General features: G+C 60.2%; 16 protein-coding genes. 6 read left to right on the forward strand and 10 right to left on the reverse strand.

Translation table 11 applies throughout. From position 1 onward, the window contains the following. Positions 1 to 126: 126 nt before the first annotated feature. The 3 genes from GY725_22665 (at position 127) to GY725_22675 (ending at position 2,711) form a co-directional block, all read left to right on the forward strand. Positions 127 to 1,563: a hypothetical protein gene (locus GY725_22665; protein MCP4006992.1), complete on the forward strand. Its 1,437-nt coding sequence runs from the start codon at positions 127 to 129 to the stop codon at positions 1,561 to 1,563. A gap of 46 nt (positions 1,564 to 1,609) precedes the next feature. Next, positions 1,610 to 2,311: an acetoacetate decarboxylase family protein gene (locus tag GY725_22670; protein MCP4006993.1), complete on the forward strand. Its 702-nt coding sequence runs from the start codon at positions 1,610 to 1,612 to the stop codon at positions 2,309 to 2,311. 178 nt (positions 2,312 to 2,489) lie between these two features. Next, positions 2,490 to 2,711, forward strand: coding sequence for a hypothetical protein (locus tag GY725_22675; protein ID MCP4006994.1), 222 nt, complete (start codon positions 2,490 to 2,492; stop codon positions 2,709 to 2,711). Between the two features lie 317 nt (positions 2,712 to 3,028). Here the strand turns inward: GY725_22675 and GY725_22680 are convergent, their stop codons facing one another. The 5 genes from GY725_22680 to GY725_22700 all read right to left on the reverse strand — a co-directional run bounded on the left by GY725_22680 (position 3,029) and on the right by GY725_22700 (position 9,392). Then, entirely contained in the window at positions 3,029 to 4,984 is a 1,956-nt protein-coding gene (locus tag GY725_22680) for an LTA synthase family protein (GenBank protein MCP4006995.1), read from the reverse strand. Between the two features lie 86 nt (positions 4,985 to 5,070). Continuing rightward, positions 5,071 to 6,021: a flippase-like domain-containing protein gene (locus GY725_22685; protein MCP4006996.1), complete on the reverse strand. Its 951-nt coding sequence runs from the start codon at positions 6,019 to 6,021 to the stop codon at positions 5,071 to 5,073. Then, positions 6,018 to 7,154, reverse strand: a complete 1,137-nt coding sequence (locus tag GY725_22690; GenBank protein MCP4006997.1) for an acyl-CoA/acyl-ACP dehydrogenase — start codon at positions 7,152 to 7,154, stop codon at positions 6,018 to 6,020. Before GY725_22690 ends, GY725_22685 begins: the two co-directional genes overlap by 4 nt. Next, positions 7,151 to 8,350, reverse strand: a complete 1,200-nt coding sequence (locus GY725_22695) for an acyl-CoA dehydrogenase (protein ID MCP4006998.1) — start codon at positions 8,348 to 8,350, stop codon at positions 7,151 to 7,153. Before GY725_22695 ends, GY725_22690 begins: the two co-directional genes overlap by 4 nt. 94 nt (positions 8,351 to 8,444) lie before the next feature. Continuing rightward, positions 8,445 to 9,392 (reverse strand): FkbM family methyltransferase, encoded by a 948-nt coding sequence (locus tag GY725_22700; protein MCP4006999.1) that lies wholly within the window; start codon positions 9,390 to 9,392, stop codon positions 8,445 to 8,447. A gap of 114 nt (positions 9,393 to 9,506) precedes the next feature. Between GY725_22700 and GY725_22705 the strand changes: the two genes are divergently transcribed. Further along, positions 9,507 to 9,935, forward strand: coding sequence for a DUF2255 family protein (locus GY725_22705; GenBank protein MCP4007000.1), 429 nt, complete (start codon positions 9,507 to 9,509; stop codon positions 9,933 to 9,935). Here GY725_22705 and GY725_22710 read toward each other — a convergent pair. The 5 genes from GY725_22710 to GY725_22730 all read right to left on the reverse strand — a co-directional run bounded on the left by GY725_22710 (position 9,932) and on the right by GY725_22730 (position 15,047). Continuing rightward, a complete protein-coding gene (locus GY725_22710; protein ID MCP4007001.1) occupies positions 9,932 to 11,185 on the reverse strand; it encodes an MFS transporter in 1,254 nt (417 codons plus the stop codon). The two genes, GY725_22705 and GY725_22710, sit on opposite strands and share 4 nt — an antisense overlap. A 203-nt stretch (positions 11,186 to 11,388) precedes the next feature. Beyond that, positions 11,389 to 11,934 carry a GDYXXLXY domain-containing protein gene (locus GY725_22715; protein MCP4007002.1) on the reverse strand — a complete coding sequence of 182 codons (546 nt, stop codon included), beginning with the start codon at positions 11,932 to 11,934 and terminating at the stop codon, positions 11,389 to 11,391. Further along, positions 11,931 to 13,244 carry a DUF2157 domain-containing protein gene (locus tag GY725_22720; GenBank protein ID MCP4007003.1) on the reverse strand — a complete coding sequence of 438 codons (1,314 nt, stop codon included), beginning with the start codon at positions 13,242 to 13,244 and terminating at the stop codon, positions 11,931 to 11,933. The genes GY725_22715 and GY725_22720 overlap by 4 nt, the downstream gene beginning before the upstream one ends. A 2-nt stretch (positions 13,245 to 13,246) precedes the next feature. Beyond that, positions 13,247 to 13,963 (reverse strand): hypothetical protein, encoded by a 717-nt coding sequence (locus GY725_22725; GenBank protein MCP4007004.1) that lies wholly within the window; start codon positions 13,961 to 13,963, stop codon positions 13,247 to 13,249. Between the two features lie 142 nt (positions 13,964 to 14,105). Next, positions 14,106 to 15,047, reverse strand: a complete 942-nt coding sequence (locus GY725_22730; protein ID MCP4007005.1) for a cation transporter — start codon at positions 15,045 to 15,047, stop codon at positions 14,106 to 14,108. Positions 15,048 to 15,132: 85 nt separating this feature from the next. Between GY725_22730 and GY725_22735 the strand changes: the two genes are divergently transcribed. Continuing rightward, positions 15,133 to 16,476 carry a YihY/virulence factor BrkB family protein gene (locus tag GY725_22735; GenBank protein ID MCP4007006.1) on the forward strand — a complete coding sequence of 448 codons (1,344 nt, stop codon included), beginning with the start codon at positions 15,133 to 15,135 and terminating at the stop codon, positions 16,474 to 16,476. 196 nt (positions 16,477 to 16,672) lie between these two features. Beyond that, on the forward strand, positions 16,673 to 16,981 hold the full coding sequence (locus GY725_22740) for a hypothetical protein (GenBank protein ID MCP4007007.1): 309 nt from the start codon (positions 16,673 to 16,675) through the stop codon (positions 16,979 to 16,981). Positions 16,982 to 16,995 lie beyond the last annotated feature (14 nt).

The following is a 16,995-nucleotide window of genomic DNA, read 5'->3' on the forward strand; positions in this document are numbered from 1 at the left end:
ATGAGTTCCATACCTGGGAATCTACAATGGACGGACCGGTCAGAGCGAGTCGGTTGCCGACAGGCTCGACCGGCCGCTGTTCAGACCTGGGGGGCCGTCGTCCGAAGAAGCACCCAGGGAGAAAGCGTGAAGACCGGAAAAAGCCAGGGCCCCTTCGCTTTGATCCTCGTCGCATTGTTCGGTTTACCGTTCGCGGCGGCCGGTCTGTTCGCGCTCTACCAGGCCGGCCAGATATCGGGTCCTCTCGGGAAATCTCTGGGCCTCGGAGCCATCGGCCTGGTCTTTTCAGTTCTGGGGCTCGGCCTGCCCCTGTTCTACCTGTGGCTGAGTCGGCAGAACGGCGCCATGCTCGCCCGCTATCCCGACCAGCCCTGGATGTTGCACAAGAAGTGGCGAGACGGCCGAATTTCCGGCTCCACGCGCACGGCGATGCTCGTCGCCTGGATGATGACGATCGTATTTGGCGCCTTCTCGATCCCTCTGCTCACTGCCCTGCCGAAAGAACTGGCCAGGGGAAACCACGCGATTCTGATGACGCTGATGTTCCCCGCGGCCACGCTCGGCCTTCTGATCTGGGCTGTGCGTGCGACTCAACGCTTCCTACGCTTTGGCAGCGCGTTTCTTCAGCTATCGACACTCCCCGGGATCATCGGCGGTCGACTTGAGGGCACCTTCGAGCTGGCTTCGGATCTACGGCCTGAAAAGGGCTTCGACCTCAAGCTGGCGTGTGTTCGGCGCACGCGAAATCGACACGGGGATTCCACCTCGCACGAGTCCGTAGTCTGGGAAACGCTACAGACCGTACCGTGCAGCTCGATCTTCATCGGACCCCGTGGAAGTCAGGTTCCGGTTTCGTTCGTGATCCCCTACGACCTGCCGTCCAGTGACGTCGAACACTCTCGAGACATGATCATCTGGCGGCTGCAGATCCGCGCACAGGTCCCAGGCGTCGACTTCAGCGAACTGCTCGAGGTTCCCGTATTCAAGACCCCCGATAGCTCCGCGGAAGTAGTCGAAGAAAAGCTGGAGACTCCCGAAATGGTTGGCGTCTCTGCAGATGAGTTCCGTATCGAAGGTTCGGAAGCCCGTATTCGCGGGTTCGGCGCCGCGGGCCGCGAGTTCGAATTTGGCGCGGCGCGAAACAAGGGCGTTGCGCTCAGCGTGACTGCGGTCGCTCTCTTGCTGGGAATCATGGTTGGCGTCTCGGGAAGCAATGGTGTTCCGAACATGCTTCAGGGATTGATCGGAATCGTCGCCTCCTTATGCGCCTACGCAAGCATCGTGCTCTGGCTACGCAAAACGAGGATTCGCGTCGATGCTGCCGGGTTGAGTGTGCGCAAGAGCTTATTAGGTGTGGGTCGATCGCAATTGATACCGGCGGATCAGATCGAGAAGATCCAGATCGACATGGGCATGGTCGGAAACGGCCACCAGTACTACGATATTTGCGTGCACGAACGACACAACGGCCGCACACGAAAGCGGAAGATCGCAGGCTCGATCGCAGACAAACGAGCCGCCGCGGGCATCGTCGAACAGATGTGCGTCTTTCTCGGCCGCTGAGTGTACACTGAGCCCTCGGGATCGCGGAAGGCCCGAGGAGAATGCGGTGACCGAGTACACGATCCAGGGACGCAAGGTAGGCATGCCGGTCGAGGTGCGCGATGCTTCGTCGGGCAATGCGATGTTCCTGGTGGAATCGGCGGGCGTAGAAAAGCTGCTTCCGGGTGATTCGTTCGAGCCCGTCGAAGCTGCAGCAGGCATGACCCAGGTCCTACTCGGAATCATCGACTACCGGGACAACGACCTCGGCGACTACAACGAAGCGGCCATCATCTTCTTCGTGAAGCCGCGGGGTGGAAGTCCCGAACAGGCTGGCACTTTCATCTATCGCCTTCCCGTCAATCAGGATTTCACCTGCGAAGCGGGTTTCAGGATCTGGGGGTTCCCCAAGACCGTCGAAGAAATCGACCTCAACTACACCGATACTTCGGCGACGGGAAAGCTGGTCATGGACGGGCGTCACGTATTCACGCTCACCCTACCGCGCAAGCAGGTTGCAGCCGAGAGCGGTGTCGAACCCTTGGAGATCTTCACCTACACCTACATCGAAGGCCTTCCGCATCGAAACAGCATGAGTCAGGGCGGCGGAACCTTCACAAGCCCTGGAGCCGAGGGCTTTCGACTGGTTCTGGGCGATCATCCACTTGCCGATGAGCTGCGTGGCCTGGGACTCGACCACGCGACTCCGTTATTGTGCACGTGGACTGAGAGCATGAGCGGAGTGTTCGAGGCGCCGCAGCCGATCTGATTCGAGTTCTCGCTGCTCCTTCATCCACCGGCAGAAGAGCTCGCAAGCCCTCTCGATTCTTCGCTGAGGCGAGAATCAGCGCAGAACGACTCTCGGGGACCGGACGTACCGACTTGGGTATCGAGAGCTCATTGCTGAAGAAGAGAATGACGGAGTTCACTCGCAGGGATACCCGACCATGCCGCGACTCATCCAGACTCTCCTGTTCACGCTGCCCTTCCTTGCACTGGCCGAACCGGCCCAGGGAAGGTCTGCACACGGGGCGCTGGGAGGGCCGTGTGCGGCGAGCGGATCGGTCGAATCGGCATTGAGGGGCGTGTTCTGGCCCCAATGGGGCGTTCGAGGTTGCATTCGCGTCGATCGGCCGATCACAGGACGCACGTCTGCCCTGGTGGCATGAGTTCGTGGCGTAGGGCGTAGAGGTTGGCGCGCGCAAACACCGTCTCGCGCCAGGTTCTTCGCGATCCTCAGGTAGCGGGTCTTGTCGAAGCCTCAGAGATGATTCACGACCCGAAACGGGGGCTCGCAGCGAGCCCGCGTCCTTGAACGCGCGCGGTTGATCTTGCGCCAGCGTGCATTCAGGTTCTTGTTGCCGCCGGGCGCCCGGCGGTTGACTCGATAGCGAATGCCCTTCGCCTCAAATGCTTGGCGGTCCTCTTCCTTCCAGTACGCCTGGTCGCCGTACTCGAAGGTCGAATTCCTCGCATCAGACGTTTCTCAGTTAGCTCGTGCTGCTGAGCGCAAAGCGATCAGTTCGCGCTGCAAGCGGTGGTCGAGCATATCTTCGATGAGCTGGCGTTCGAGTGTCGGCCCTTTCGGTCCTGGCACGGGCCTTTGGGGTGTCAGTCCGGGTTTGAGGGGTAGGAAGCCTCCCGGTCCGTGGAGCATGTGATCCCAGACGTAGAGATCAGCGGGACCGGGAATCGGCAAGGGATCTCGTTCAGCTTGAGGAACGAACAAATGTGTACCCGTCACACCCAGAGGAGGGTCTTCGCCGAGCAGGTGCACGATCGTCGGAAAGAGATCGTGCAGACCGCCGATGGTATCGCGGTAGGTGTCGCCGACACTCGCCAGGCGCGCCTCTTCGCCCGGAATGTGGATCAGGAGCGGAATGCGGTCGGCGGATGGACTCGAGACGTTCTGGCCGAGTTCCGGAATTCCGCGCTTCATCGCCAGACCGCCCATATCGTGATCCCCGTAGATCACATAGAGCGTCTTCTCGTGCAGGCCCTTGCGCTTCATCTCGTCGATGAACTCCCCAAGAGCCCAGTCGGCATAATGCACGGCTCGCAGGTACGCACCCATCAGACCGTAGCCCTGGGACGGATCCATGTACGCGAATAATTTTTCGTATTCCCGGGGTGTGTAGATGTACGGGTGATGGGAACTCAGCGACAGGACGAAAGACATCGCGGGCTGGTCGCTGCTGACAAGCTTCTCCGTCACGAATCTGAACACCGCGCGATCCGAAGCACCCAGACCCAACTGCTCTTCCTCGCGGAACGCCTCCTCGAAGTACATCTCTTCGATGCCCCATTCAGGGTGCGTGTAGGCGCGATTCCAGAATGCGCGGTCGTATCCGTGGTAGGAGGCCGTGCGATAGCCCATGCGCTTGAGCGTGCGCGGCATCGAGACAGCGATACTGCCCAGATGGAAGAAGGAAGCCGGTTTTCGCACATCGGGAAGCAGGCCAGTGTGAACTGCGAACTCCGCATCTGAAGTTCGACCGAGATGGGTCACGTCCATCATGTAGTCGAAACGAAGACCTTCGCGAGAGAGCGCGTTGAAAAACGGCATGACTTCAACGCCATCGATCTTCAGATCGACGAGGAACTGCTGCCAGCTCTCCATCTGCAGAATGACGACATGACGTCCTTCAGCAATTCCTCGAAGCGGACTCGAGCTTTGGTTGAGCTCGAACTTGCGTTCCAAGAGGTTCCTGATTTCGCCGCGCCGTTCCCGGGTCGGCGGCGCTGGTGCGAAGATTCGCGAGCGAGACCAACGTCCTAGATCGTTCAGGTGATAGTTGACGACGCCAAATGTGGCAGCAAAACGCACGGGCGAATACCGCGATCCCCAGTGCTCACTCGGCAGGCGCTTGGGCTGATTCCCGATATGGTGCGTATTCTCCATTACGGGTGTTCGCCAGGCGATCCACCAGACAACAAGCGACAACGCGGCCAGACCCGCAGACCAGGCGCGCGCGGACGTCAGCAATCCGGGCGACCTCGGAGCCTTCCCCAGCGCTCCAAAGAGTGCGAGCCCGATGAATGCGACGACGAGAACCAATTGGGCAGGCTCGACCAGGTGGAAGACACTGTCGCGAACGTCCCAGAGCTGGTGGAGAGAGACCGCGGCCCGAAGTGACGTGACAGAGTGAAAGAACGAGAAGTAGGCGCTGTCGGCCGTCATGATCAGCGAGGCGGCACTTCCGACCAGCCCCAGAAAGATCCAGCGAAGCCGCCACGGCAGAAGCAGCGCGAACGAGAGAGCGGCCAGGGGTGATAGCAGCCGCCACGGCCAGGTCACCATGGATTGCGAATCGGGGGTGATTTCGAGGAGGAGCCTGGACTCCTGCGTGATCAGAAGTCCGGCAAAGGCGGTACACAGCACAGGTGTGAGCCATGGGCGCGAAGTCGGCGCACCTGTCGTAACCGGTGTAGAGTCCTGCACGTAGTTTCGAGTCGGCCTCGTGCGTGCCTAACCTGAGGCAGTTTGCCTGCAACTGCGCGCAGTTCGCGCGAAATCCGTAACCCGGATCAGCTCGTGCGCTCGAAGGCGAGCACCCCGATGCCAACGATTGCCGGAGGCACGAGAGCCAGAATCCAGACGACCGAGAGCGCGAGCGCGCGATCGCTCTCGATCCCCAGCAGGCCGAGCGTGACCACGAACAGCCCCTCCCGCACTCCGAAACCGCCGAAGCTGATCGGTACCATCGCGCCGATGATCGCGATCGGAACGCCGATGAGAATTGCGCTGACCAGATCGGGTTGCGACCACTCGGAACCAACGAGCAGGAGCATCGTCAGATTCAATCCGTGGACGATTGCGGACCAGAGAACCGTCTCGAGACGCGCAGACCAGGACGACAGCCCGCCGCGAAGTGCATCGGTCAAGCGGTGAAGAAGAACTGCGATCCGCGGAATCGAACTCGCCATATGCCCAAATCGCTCGAGTACCCGATCGATGAAGAGCAGTGCCACCACGAGGTTGATGACGACGGCCCCGCAACCCCAGAGCCATATCTCGGGTACGTCGCGCTGCCAGATCAGGAGTGCCGCCGCCGGAATCAAGGCGAGCGTGAGCAAACCCAGCATGCGTTCAAACAGAATGGATGCCCATGCATTGCGACTGCCGAGCCTCGCTTTCGCGCGCAGCCCGCGCACGACGTCGCCACCGACCTGGGTCGGAAGCACGAGGTTCAAGGCGCGCCCCACCAGATTGTCGGCGAGCAGTCTCCGGAATGAATCCCGGCATTCCAGATGCGCCAGCACGCGCCACCAGCGAATATTGGAGACGATCACCTGCACGCAGATGATCGCGCCGATCCAGATCATGGTCGAAAGCGGGGTCGCACGCAGTTCCTCGAACATCGCCTCGACGTCGAGTTGCCAGGCCAGAAGCACCAGTAGCGCCAGACTGACGGCGATCTTTGCGTAACCCATCCAAGGCCGAGACGCACGGGTCTCGGAGGAAACCGGATCAGTCATTCTCGACGTCCGGAACTTGGAAAACCCAGACCCTCGGCCAGGCGCAGACGATGCGCAGTAGGAGTACCGCCGAGCATATCGGCGCTGCGGGCCCGCTTGTAGAACAAGTGCGCGTCGTTCTCCCAGGTATAGCCCATACCACCGTGTATCTGGATGTTCTCTCGCGAGGCGCGCATGTACCCGTCACCAACCATCGACTTTGCAATGCTGGCCGCTTCACCTAGATCGGCTTCGCGACTGTCGACCACCCACCAGCTCCAGTAGCCGACGGAGCGTGCGAGTTCGAGTTCCAGGAGCACCTCAGCAGCCTTGTGCTTGATGGCCTGGAAGGAGCCAATGGGCCGCGAGAATTGCATGCGCTGTTTTGCGTAGGCGACGCCCGCTTCCAGGCAGCTCTCGGTACCGCCCAGCCCATCGGCAGCCAGCCCGACGCTGGCGATGTCCTGGCATTCCTGCAGGAACGACCCGCGATCACCAGCCTCACCGACGCGAACAGCAGGGGTGGCATCAAGGACCAGATCAGCGAGTTTTCGCGTGGGGTCGAAGCCATCGACCGCAGCCACGTCGAGACCCACTGCATCGCTGCGTACTGCGAACAAGCCCAGCGCCTCCCCATCTCGAGCGGCCACCAGGATCAGGTCGGCGTTCTGCCCATCGATCACGAAACGCTTGTGTCCGCTGAGCGCGAATTCCTCTCCCCGGGTCGAAGCAGACACATTGATTCCGCCTCGCGTCGCCGCATCTCCCGCATCGGCCAACGCCAAAGTGGCAATCAACTCGCCAGCTGCGATCTGGCCCAACCACTCCGCTTGTTGTTCTGGTGTCGCCAGTCTCTGGATCGCGGGAACCGCCATGCAGGTCGTGGACAGAAACGGCCCTCCGGAAAGCTGGCGCCCAAACTCCTCGAGCGCGATGCCGAGTTCAACGAAACCGAAGCCCTGCCCTCCGTGTTCCTCGGCGATCGCGATTCCCTGGAGACCCAGGTCCTGCGCCATCTGCTTCCAGATCGTGCGCTCAAAACCTTCCGGCGTTTCCATCAGACGCCGGACTTCCGCGATCGGCCAACGTTCTTCGACAAAGCGACGGATCTCTGCGCGAAAGGCTTCCTGCTCTTCACTGAAGGCGAAGTTCATCGAGCCGACCTCGGCAACTGATCAAACGGTGTACCGCGCAGATCGTATGGATCGCGGGGAAGGCCAAGTACACGTTCTGCAGCGGTGTTCTTCTGGATCTCGTCGGATCCTCCCGCGATGTGGAAAGCGGGTGAAGTCAGGAAATGCTTTTGCCATTCGCCCGCCTGAATGAGTGCCTCTGCACCCTGCACGCGCAATCCCAGATCGGAACACCGCGAATAGAGCCGAGCCATCGCCAGTTTCATCACCGATGATTCCGCCGCCGGATTTTTCCCGAGTCGCACCTTCGTCATGATGCGCGCATTGAGCATGTCGAGGGCCTTTGACCAGGCCTGGACGCGGCCAATCTCATCCAGCGTTACATCATCGAACTGAACCCCGCGTTCTCTCGCGTCGCGTAGGAGATTGTCGAACGAGAACTGATTGCCCATGCCGCCCATCATCATGCGTTCGTGCAGGAGCGTGGTATTCGCGACGCTCCAACCACCCCCGACGGGCCCAAGCCGATTGGAGTCTGGGACTCGCACCTCGTTGAAGAAGACCTCGCAGAACAGTTCGCTGCCCGTCATCTGACGCAGCGGCTGGGTCTCGATTCCCGGCTGTTTCATATCGACCAGGAAATAGGAAATGCCTTCGTGCTTCGGCAAGCTCGGATCGGTGCGTACCAGCATGAAGCCCCAATCCGCGATATCCGCAAAAGAGGACCAGGTCTTCTGCCCGGTGATGATCCAGTCATCACCGTCGCGCACGCCGCGGGTCGCTAGACCAGCGAGGTCGGAACCGGCCCCAGGCTCGCTGAAGAGTTGACACCACATCGTGTCACCATTGAGAATTCCGGCGAGATGCTGCTCTTTCTGTTCCTCTGTACCGTGAGCGATGATCGTAGGGCCGACCATGCCGACCTGGGGAGAGAAGATCGACTCCGTCAGGTTTCTCTTGCTCTTCTCCTGATTCCAGATCATCTGCTCGATCGGGCCGAGCCCCCGGCCACCGTGCTCCACAGGCCAGAGCAGCACACCCCACCCGTCTCGGGTCTGGGTAGCGTGCCATTCGCGGGCGCCGGGCAAGGCCGCGAGTTGTGCCTCACGTGTCACCTGCTGATAAGGGTTGGGAACCTTCTCAGGTGCGTTCTCATCGAGAAACACACTCGCCTCGGCGCGAAATGCCGCCTCTTCGGGGGAATCCGAAAAATCCATGTACTCGAAGCCTCTACCGCTGGTGGTCCGATCGGCCAGCGCGCGAGATCTTACACTTCCAATCCCGAGCGGTCGCCGATCGCAGAAGATCCGTTCAGACTGAAACGAGCTCGAGTCCGTCGAGGCTTTTGCGTTGCTCTTCGACACTGGCGACTCGAGTCCTTCGGGCATCCGGGTAGTACGCCGCGGACGGCGACATGGCTTCAAATCGGTCCTTTGCCAGATCGTCGCGTACGAAGAACGCATTGAACCCGCTCGATTCACAGGCAACCAATGTGTAGCCCTTGGCACGCCCCAGCGAGGCGAGAGCCGCCAGAGATGCGCCGTGGTACCAGCCCAGAGCGTGGTTCTGATAGCGATCGAAGTTTTCGTCGTACGGAGTCGTAAGAGCTTCGTCGGGACCCATCGACGCGTTGTACTCCGCAACGACAACCCGGGGCTGGACCACCGAGATCGCTTCCCAGAGCCAGTAGTCATTTCCGTCGACATCGACGGAGAGCAGATCGATCTCCCCTGCGAATCCGTTCGCCGTGAAGACTCCATTGATGTTCTGCGGCGTCAGCATTTCCCGCACCACACCTACCCGTTGTCCCTCGATGTGGACACGCTGGGCCGCTTCTACCTGGCTGGAATACGGATCGATGAGCAAACCCCGCCAGCCAAAGTCCAGCGCGAGATGAGCGGTATTGCACTCCAGTGGGTTTCCGATGCCGAACTCGATAAAGCGCCGGTCGTGAGTCCCGATCGCATCGAAGAGATGCAGGAGGAGTCCGTCTTCCCCGTTCTGGGAATAGACGCTGAACTCGTTCAGGCGCATGCGATGACGTGTACCGGCATCAGCTACGAGATCAGCGTGGCGGGCCGCCAGCAGATGTCGGACGTTTTGTTCCGCGCGATTGACCCGCTTTACCAGATCTCCGTGATCCTCAGGACGCAACGCTTTGCGGAGTGGCCGAAACCACTGCCGGACTAGCGCGCGAGGCTTTCGGATCCAGTTCTGCTTGGCTTTGCGCCTGATCTGTCGCTCGACGTCCCGGCCCATACCCGATTCTCCATCGACTCTTCGGCAGACCTATACCATAGAATAGTGCCCGGAAGCCGGACACCAGGGATTCAAAACCACAGAGTCGATTTTCTCAACCGTCGAGGAGAAGCCTTGAAATCCTTCATCACGCCCCTGATCGCCTTCTTCATCATGGGCTGCACATCTGTAATACCTCCCAGAGCCTCAGGCCCGATCGACTGGGGGGCCGTCCAGGCGGTGGAAGTTCCGGAATTGCTCACTCTGGATGCGGACGGTAGCTCTCGCCGAACGAAGCTCTGGCTCGCAGTCGTTGATGATCGCGGCTACCTGCGAACCTCGGACTCACGTTGGTTTGCGAATATCCAGCGCGATCCGAATATTGAACTATTGATTGGCGGAGCCACCTACCCCCTTAGGGCCAGTGTGGTCTCGGACTCGGATTCGGAACTTCGCACTCGAGTGAACCTCGCCTTCCGCAGCAAGTACGGTATTCCGGACCGCGTCCTCGGCTGGTTCGGGAACGAAGGCGGAAAGAATATGATGCAGCTGGAGCGTCGTTAGGCTCGTTCTTCCCCGGGCACGCGTGGAGGTGTGCGAGCCAGCAGTGAGATCACGATTGCGAGCGCGGGAAGTGTTGCACAGACCGTCAGCCCCGGCCGATAGGATCCGAGCAAGTCGCGTGACAACGCCAGAGCCATCGGACCGAGCGCGCTACCCCATACGATGCACATCAACATGACGCTATTGATGGCACCCAGGTGCCCTCGCCCGAAGAAGCGCGGCATCGCTACCGTCGACAAGGGCGGAAAACAGCCACCGCTGACACCCATACCCATGACTGCGAGCCCACGCATCCACGGATTCCCGAAGCTTCCGATCGAGACGACTCCGATCACCTGAAACACCATCATGAAGACGACCAGGAACTGCAGGCGCACGCGATTCGTGAGCCAGCCGACGACGATCGACGTCGTCACGCTGAATATCGCCATCATGGGAAAGATGCCCACGGCCGAGACCGAATCCAAGCCTTCCTGCGCTCCCAGATCCACGATGTGAAATGTAATGCCAGTGATGTTCAGCCCCTGTGTCGCCATGGCGAATGTCACGGCCCAGAACGCGAGCGTGCGCAGTGCTTGCGGACGCGTGTATTCGGGCTCTTTCTCCTGGCTCGGAACTGAGACGGCGTCGTCCGAGTGCGGGAGATCTGCCGGATCCCCGTCCATCTGCAGCCCACAGTCCTCGGGTCGGTCGCGGTACACCAACCATCCGAGCAACGACATGCCACCACCAACCACGATCGCCATACCGAGGTAGGCACCTCGCCATCCGGCTTGTTCGATCCAGAGAGCGAGCCCCACAGGCGCAGCCGCAAAACCGAACGATACGAACGGCTGGGAGACACCCGCGACGATTCCGCGCAGGCGATCGAACCAGGTGCCGATCAATTGCCGACTCACCATGGTCAAAAGACCCTGGCCACTGAAACGCAGGCTGAAGAAGCCGAAGCCGAGTACGGCCAGGGAGATCGACGAGGAAGTCGGTGTACCGAGGGCTCCAGCAATCGCTTCCGCGATGTGATCAATCGATGCCATGTACCAGAGCGCGCAAGCCAGCATCAGCGAGGCAAATACGACAGTGGCACGAGTTCCGTAGCGATCGAGCGCGGAACCCGCCGCCGGCAACAAAAGACCGCTCATGAGCGTCCCCACCAGATAGGCACTGGAGAGTTGCGTGCGCGAGACCGCGGTCACCCGCATGAGATGGTCGGTAAAGACACTCACGCCCATCGTCTGGCCCGGTATGCTCAGAATGATGCCGATGGTCGAAACCGCGGCGATCAGCCAGCCGTAGAAAAACGGCAGCCGATCGGGCCGAAACGGAAAATCGGCGGCCAGGAACTTGACTGAGACGGAACTCAAGCGGGGGATCTTAGCAGCCAGTTCGTTCCCTGCTGCTTCTTCCGCGATCTGCTCAGGGGTTCAGTCGGATGACGGAGTTCCCCAGAAGACCGTCACTCGCGCACTTCGCGAGCGAGTTGGGCCAGCGGTACGCCGTCGATGAAGACCTGCTCGATCAGGGTGTGACCGTAGCGGACCCGCAGTTCGGCCCAGGCGGAGCGGCCGCGCAGACGCGCATACTCGCGTTCGGCGATCGGTGCCAGACTCTCCTCCATGTAAAAGCGGTCCACAGGCAACACGAACTCGATCTCATTCGTTTCGGAGTCGAATTTGAGCATGTGGACCGTCATGAAGTTCACGGAGTCTGGTGGTACTTCCTGAATGGCAATGGCGCGCGCGAAACCCTCGGCGTCCCTTTCGAACAGCACGTGTGCAGCGCGATTGCGCTGAAAAAACTCTTCGCCCGTCATCTTGGCTCGCAAGGCTTCGAAGTCCAGTCGAACGTATCGGCCTCGAAACAGATCCTGCGGATCGACCGGTGCGGTGCGGAAGCGCATGACCTCACCATCAGCCAGCGTTCGTTCCGCCTCGCGAATCATGTACGCCGGAACTGCAAGCTGCCCCAACGCAACGAGCGCGAATATCCAGAGTCTCGTCACGCTCGTGTTCCCCGCTTTCGAATCCGCAGGTTCAGCAATAGGAATGCCACGCCCAATACGATGAACGCCATTCCGCGAATCGTGAAGCTCCAGTGCATATCAGAGAAACGCGCGATGATCAGGCCACCTACGAACACCAGTCCGAGATTCGCCTTGCGCAGCTCGCCGTCGCGAATTCCTTCGATCATCAGCCTGAGCCCCAGCGTCAGCACATAGGCATTGAGCAGGAGAGTGGGAATCACCGGGGAGCCGCTGGCCAGCAAGAGTTCCTGAGCTACGAGCAGGATCGGAGAGATTGCCAGGAACAGCGCCTGCGAGAACTCGCCCGTCGACAGACAGCGCAATCCGACTCGCACTGAGTAAGCTGCACAGAGGAGCCCGATGCCAGATGTGAGCAGGGTCGGTAGACCCATTGAAACCTTTTGCGCTTCCTCGGCGAGTTCTTCCCAGGCATTGCCGTAACTGAACACAAACGCAAGCGCACAGATCAGTATTCCACCGAGCTGACCGGTGATGGGCACGAAGGCATTGGGCCGACTGCTCCGCCGGTGCTGGATCGCGGATGCAAAAGCCGCGGAAGCCAGCGCAGCCAGGACGGGTAACGCGAAACGGTCTTGCCAGAATTCCAACGATATCAACCCGCCGAGAGGAATCGTGATAGCTGCGACTGCCGCCAGTGCGTGATCTCGAAACGAGGCCTTTTGGCTGCGAGCGCACATCCACAAGAAAGGCAGGAGCGCAGCTACGAAGAGCGCGTAGGCGGATCCGGATTGCGCCACCGACCCGGAGCGGGCGGTCATCAGCCAGGCCAGCGCGCCAATCAGATAGAGAGCGGCCGCCAGACGAGAAGCGGTCAGATACGGAAGTGGAAGACAGAGACACAAACAGGTGAACAGGAAGTCGTCCAGATTACCCGTGAAGTGATAGGTCTGGGAAATCAAGGCGATGCTCGCCATGACCGCAAACACGATCGCCACCGCGCTGGCCTCACTCGCGCCGACCGATTCTGCAGTACGCCGCCTGAACAGCGTGATCGCACCGATCATCTGCGCAAGTGCGAGCAATCCGATGCTCAGGGCCGCCCGACTGCCCCGCGTGAGCTCATCCCAGTTGTGGGCGATGAGCAGGAGGACTCCCAGTCCAATGAACGTGGAACCCAGCACGGCAAAGATCGTAGGCGCTGAGTGATTGGGCCCCGATGTCTCGTAGTGCTCGCGAACCCGATCTGCGGTCCCTTCATCGATGACGCCCTCGCCTACCAGTTCGGGAAGCTCATCCAGGAGCCAGCGAATGTGTCGCTTCGACGCCATCGTCAGCCCGAACTCGCGATATCTGCTGCAAGTTCTTGCAGGAACGCCCACTGGCCCCCGGCAAACGTGTAGCGAGGATTGCGCACGGTCAACTGTGACGCGACGTGTTCGAGTGACCCGCCCTGTACGAGATGCGCGGCCATCAGCATCGTACTCGTGCGTCCGATTCCGGCAAGACAATGTACGGCCAGTTTCTTGCCATCGGCACGGGCATTCTCGAGGACCTTGGCGAGGGCCTCGACCTGCGCGCGATTCGGGGGCGTAGTATCCCCCACGGGTAGGTGGTGCGTCTCCAGCGAACTCTGCTGAACGAGAGGGTCGGGGACCTGTTCGGTCAGGGACACCAGCACATCGATGCAGTGATCACTCAAGAACCCGAGTTCTACCCGTACACGGTCTGAGTTCAGCTGTAGTCGCAAGGGTCGCTCGTCGGTGTCGGCCGACCAGATCGGATCGTCCAGCACATGGGTCTTCTCGTTCAGCACGTCCAGTTGCTTGCGCACGCCAGTCCAGTCATCGAGCAGGCTCCTGCGACGCGCCAGCTCTGAAGGCTCCCACTCTTCGAACACGCAGATGATGTCGCGGTACCAGTCGAAGTGCTGCTGAAACTCCTCGAGGCTGGGGTCGGGCCGCTTCAGCTTGCCGATGAAGCTCAGAAGCATGGCTTCTTCGAGTTTGAGTTGATCCCAGTCGGCGCGATTGAAGCCGGGCCGCGCCATACCGGCGACACGATCCTCCTCAAACCACCAGAACGACGAGAATTCGCGGGCAACAGGCACAGGTCGAGCTTCGCAGAAATGCCCCGGCTTCACCAGCCGTCCAGGCAGCAAACGGAGAATTCTTCAGCTCGAGCTTTCTACACTACTCCATGTCGGCCGAAGACCTGTCCGTGGGGGACGCATCTCGGGATTCTGCTTCTACAAATAGCCTTTTGACATTCGGGAACTCCCGCTTGATCGCGCGATCGAGGCGGTCGATCGTCGACTCGACACCCGAGGTGGTTTTCGAATCCGAAAAATCGACACTCAGATTCACGAGCACGTACTCGGGACCCATGTGCATCGTCAAGACCTCGTTCAGGTGTTCAACACCTGGCTCGGCCTGTGCGATCCTCCGGATTCCTTCCACGACCTCTGGACTCGCGCTTTCTCCGATCAAGAGACTCTTCGATTCGTACGCCAGCCAGACTGCGGTTGCGCCCAGGATCAACCCGATGATGATCGAAGCCACTCCGTCGTAGATCGGGTTGCCGGTAAACTGGACGAGCATCACGCTGACGAAGGCCACGAACAGCCCCAGCATCGCAGCAGAATCCTCGAACAACACGACGAACAGGGTCGGGTCCTTGCCGTGGCGCACGGCATGAAAGACGGACTGTTTGCCGCGCATGGCGTTGAACTCGCGAAATGCGAATCCCCAGGCAGTCCCTTCGAAGAGCATCGCGAGTCCGAGTACCAGGTAGTTGATCATCGGGCTCTCGATCGGCTTCGGATGAAGCACGTGTTCGATGCCTTCGAAGATCGAAACCCCCGCACCCACCGCGAACACCAGAATCGCAACGACGAAACTCCAGAAATAGACTTCCTTGCCATGGCCGAAGGGAAACTCCTCGTCCGCTGGCTGGCGAGAACGTCGCAACCCGTGCAGGAGCAGCAACTGATTTCCCGTATCGACGAGTGAGTGCACTCCTTCGGAGAGCATCGCCGAACTTCCGGTGAGCGTGGATGCGATGAACTTGGTGATCGCAATCAACGCGTTCCCGATCAGCGCGGCGTAGATGACTTTTTTGGATCCGGATGCCATGAACTCTACATGGGAACCAGCCCGCCCGGCGCTGTCAAGAAGCGGTCGTGTCAGCGGGACTTCACGGGGCTAGAATATCGGAGCCATGATGCGAAGCGAACAGATCGTTGAACTAGGGCGCCGCGCCATCTGGGATCAGGATGTCGACTCCCTCCCGGCCTGGAAGGCGAACGGCCTGCGGGTAGCACGCCTCATCTACAAGGTCGTCCAGGACGTGTTGGACGGGGATCTCACGCTACGAGCGATGAGCCTGGTCTACACCACCCTGTTGTCGTTCATTCCGCTGCTCGCAGTGAGCTTTTCCGTGCTCAAGGGCTTCGGAGTCGGCGATCAGATCGAGATCTACCTGGATCCGCTGGTCGCACCGCTGGGCGAAAAGGGAGAGGAGATCTCGCAGAACATCATCGGATTCGTCGAGAACATCAAGGTGGGAACGCTCGGCAGCGTGGGCCTTGGCATGTTGCTGTACACCGTCATTTCCCTGGTGCAAAAGATCGAATCCGCGTTCAATTACACCTGGCACACGGCCCAGACACGGAGCTTCGGTCAACGCTTCAGTGACTATCTGAGCGTCATCATGATCGGCCCCTTGCTGATGTTCTCCGCCCTCGGACTGACGACTGCAATCATGAGCAATTCGTTCGTTCAGATGATCATTTCAATCGAACCGCTCGGGTCGGTTTTTCACTCCCTCACACTGCTGGTCCCGTATCTATTGGTCATCGCGGCCTTCACCTTTGTATACACCTTCGTGCCGAACATCCGGGTCAAGATCGGCTCGGCCTTCGTCGGCGCGCTGGTGGCGGGAATACTCTGGCAGGCGCTCGGGTACATATTCGCTTCGTTCGTCGCGGGTTCGGGCAAATACACGGCGATCTACTCCGGCTTCGCGATCGTGATCCTCTTCATGTTCTGGTTGTACATCAGCTGGCTCATCCTGCTGATCGGCGCGAGCATCGCCTTCTACCACCAGCATCCCGAATACTTGATCTCGGCGTCGCATCACTTGCGTCTGAGTCCGCGCCTCAAGGAGAAGCTAGCCCTGATGGTCTCGTACCTGATCGGTCAGGGGTACTTTCGCGGTCAACCCGCGTGGACTCTGGACGGGTTGTCGACGCGTCTTGGCCTCCCCGCGGATGCAGTGGACGGCGTCGTCGTTGCTATGTGCGGCCAGGATTTGCTCACGCGAACAGACTCCGACCCTCCTGGCTACCTTCCGGCCCGGGCGCTGGAACGGATTCGCCTGATCGAGGTAATCGAGGCCGTTCGCAGCGCCGAGGAGAGTACGAGTCTGGACCTGGGACGCTTGCGAGCAGACCAGGTGGTCGACCAACTCTACAGTGGAATCGATTGCGCGTTGCGCGACTCACTCGCAGACCGAAACCTGCGCGACCTCGTTCTCGAAGGCACCTCGTCAGAGCGGAACTAGCCCGTGTTTTTCACCACCGTGCGGAGGCCGCGGCGGCTCGATCTCGACGTCGTCCCGCAACGTTAGCTGTTGCCCCTGCACTTCGAGAAACGCTGCGCACATAGCGAATTCTCCTTCGGTAGAGATCGACGTACAGGAGACCAGCAGGGAGTCTGGTACCCTACGGACGGGTGGTGAAGAACCGGAGTCTGATCTCATGTCGAAGCCTGCCCTGCTCGCACTATCTCTCGCTCTCATCAGCAGTTCTGCGTTCGCCGATTCCAGGCATCGGAATTCTCACTCGGAGCGAGTCGATTCCGGCGAAGTGGTGTGCGAGACGATCCATGAACGCGTGCCCATCCGGCGAGGCGTCTACGTACTCGAACACTACACGCGTTGCTTTCAACCAGCGTCCGAGACCCGCATGGAGACGGCCTGCGGCGTACTACTCGAAACGTATGGTGTGGTAGAAGGCGAGCGACGCTGCAATGAACTTCTGGCGCGCGCCTCGCGCGACGAGGGCTGAGCGTCGGAATCCGA

Source organism: bacterium (assembly GCA_024226335.1).
Classification (GTDB): Bacteria; Myxococcota_A; UBA9160; order SZUA-336; family SZUA-336; genus JAAELY01.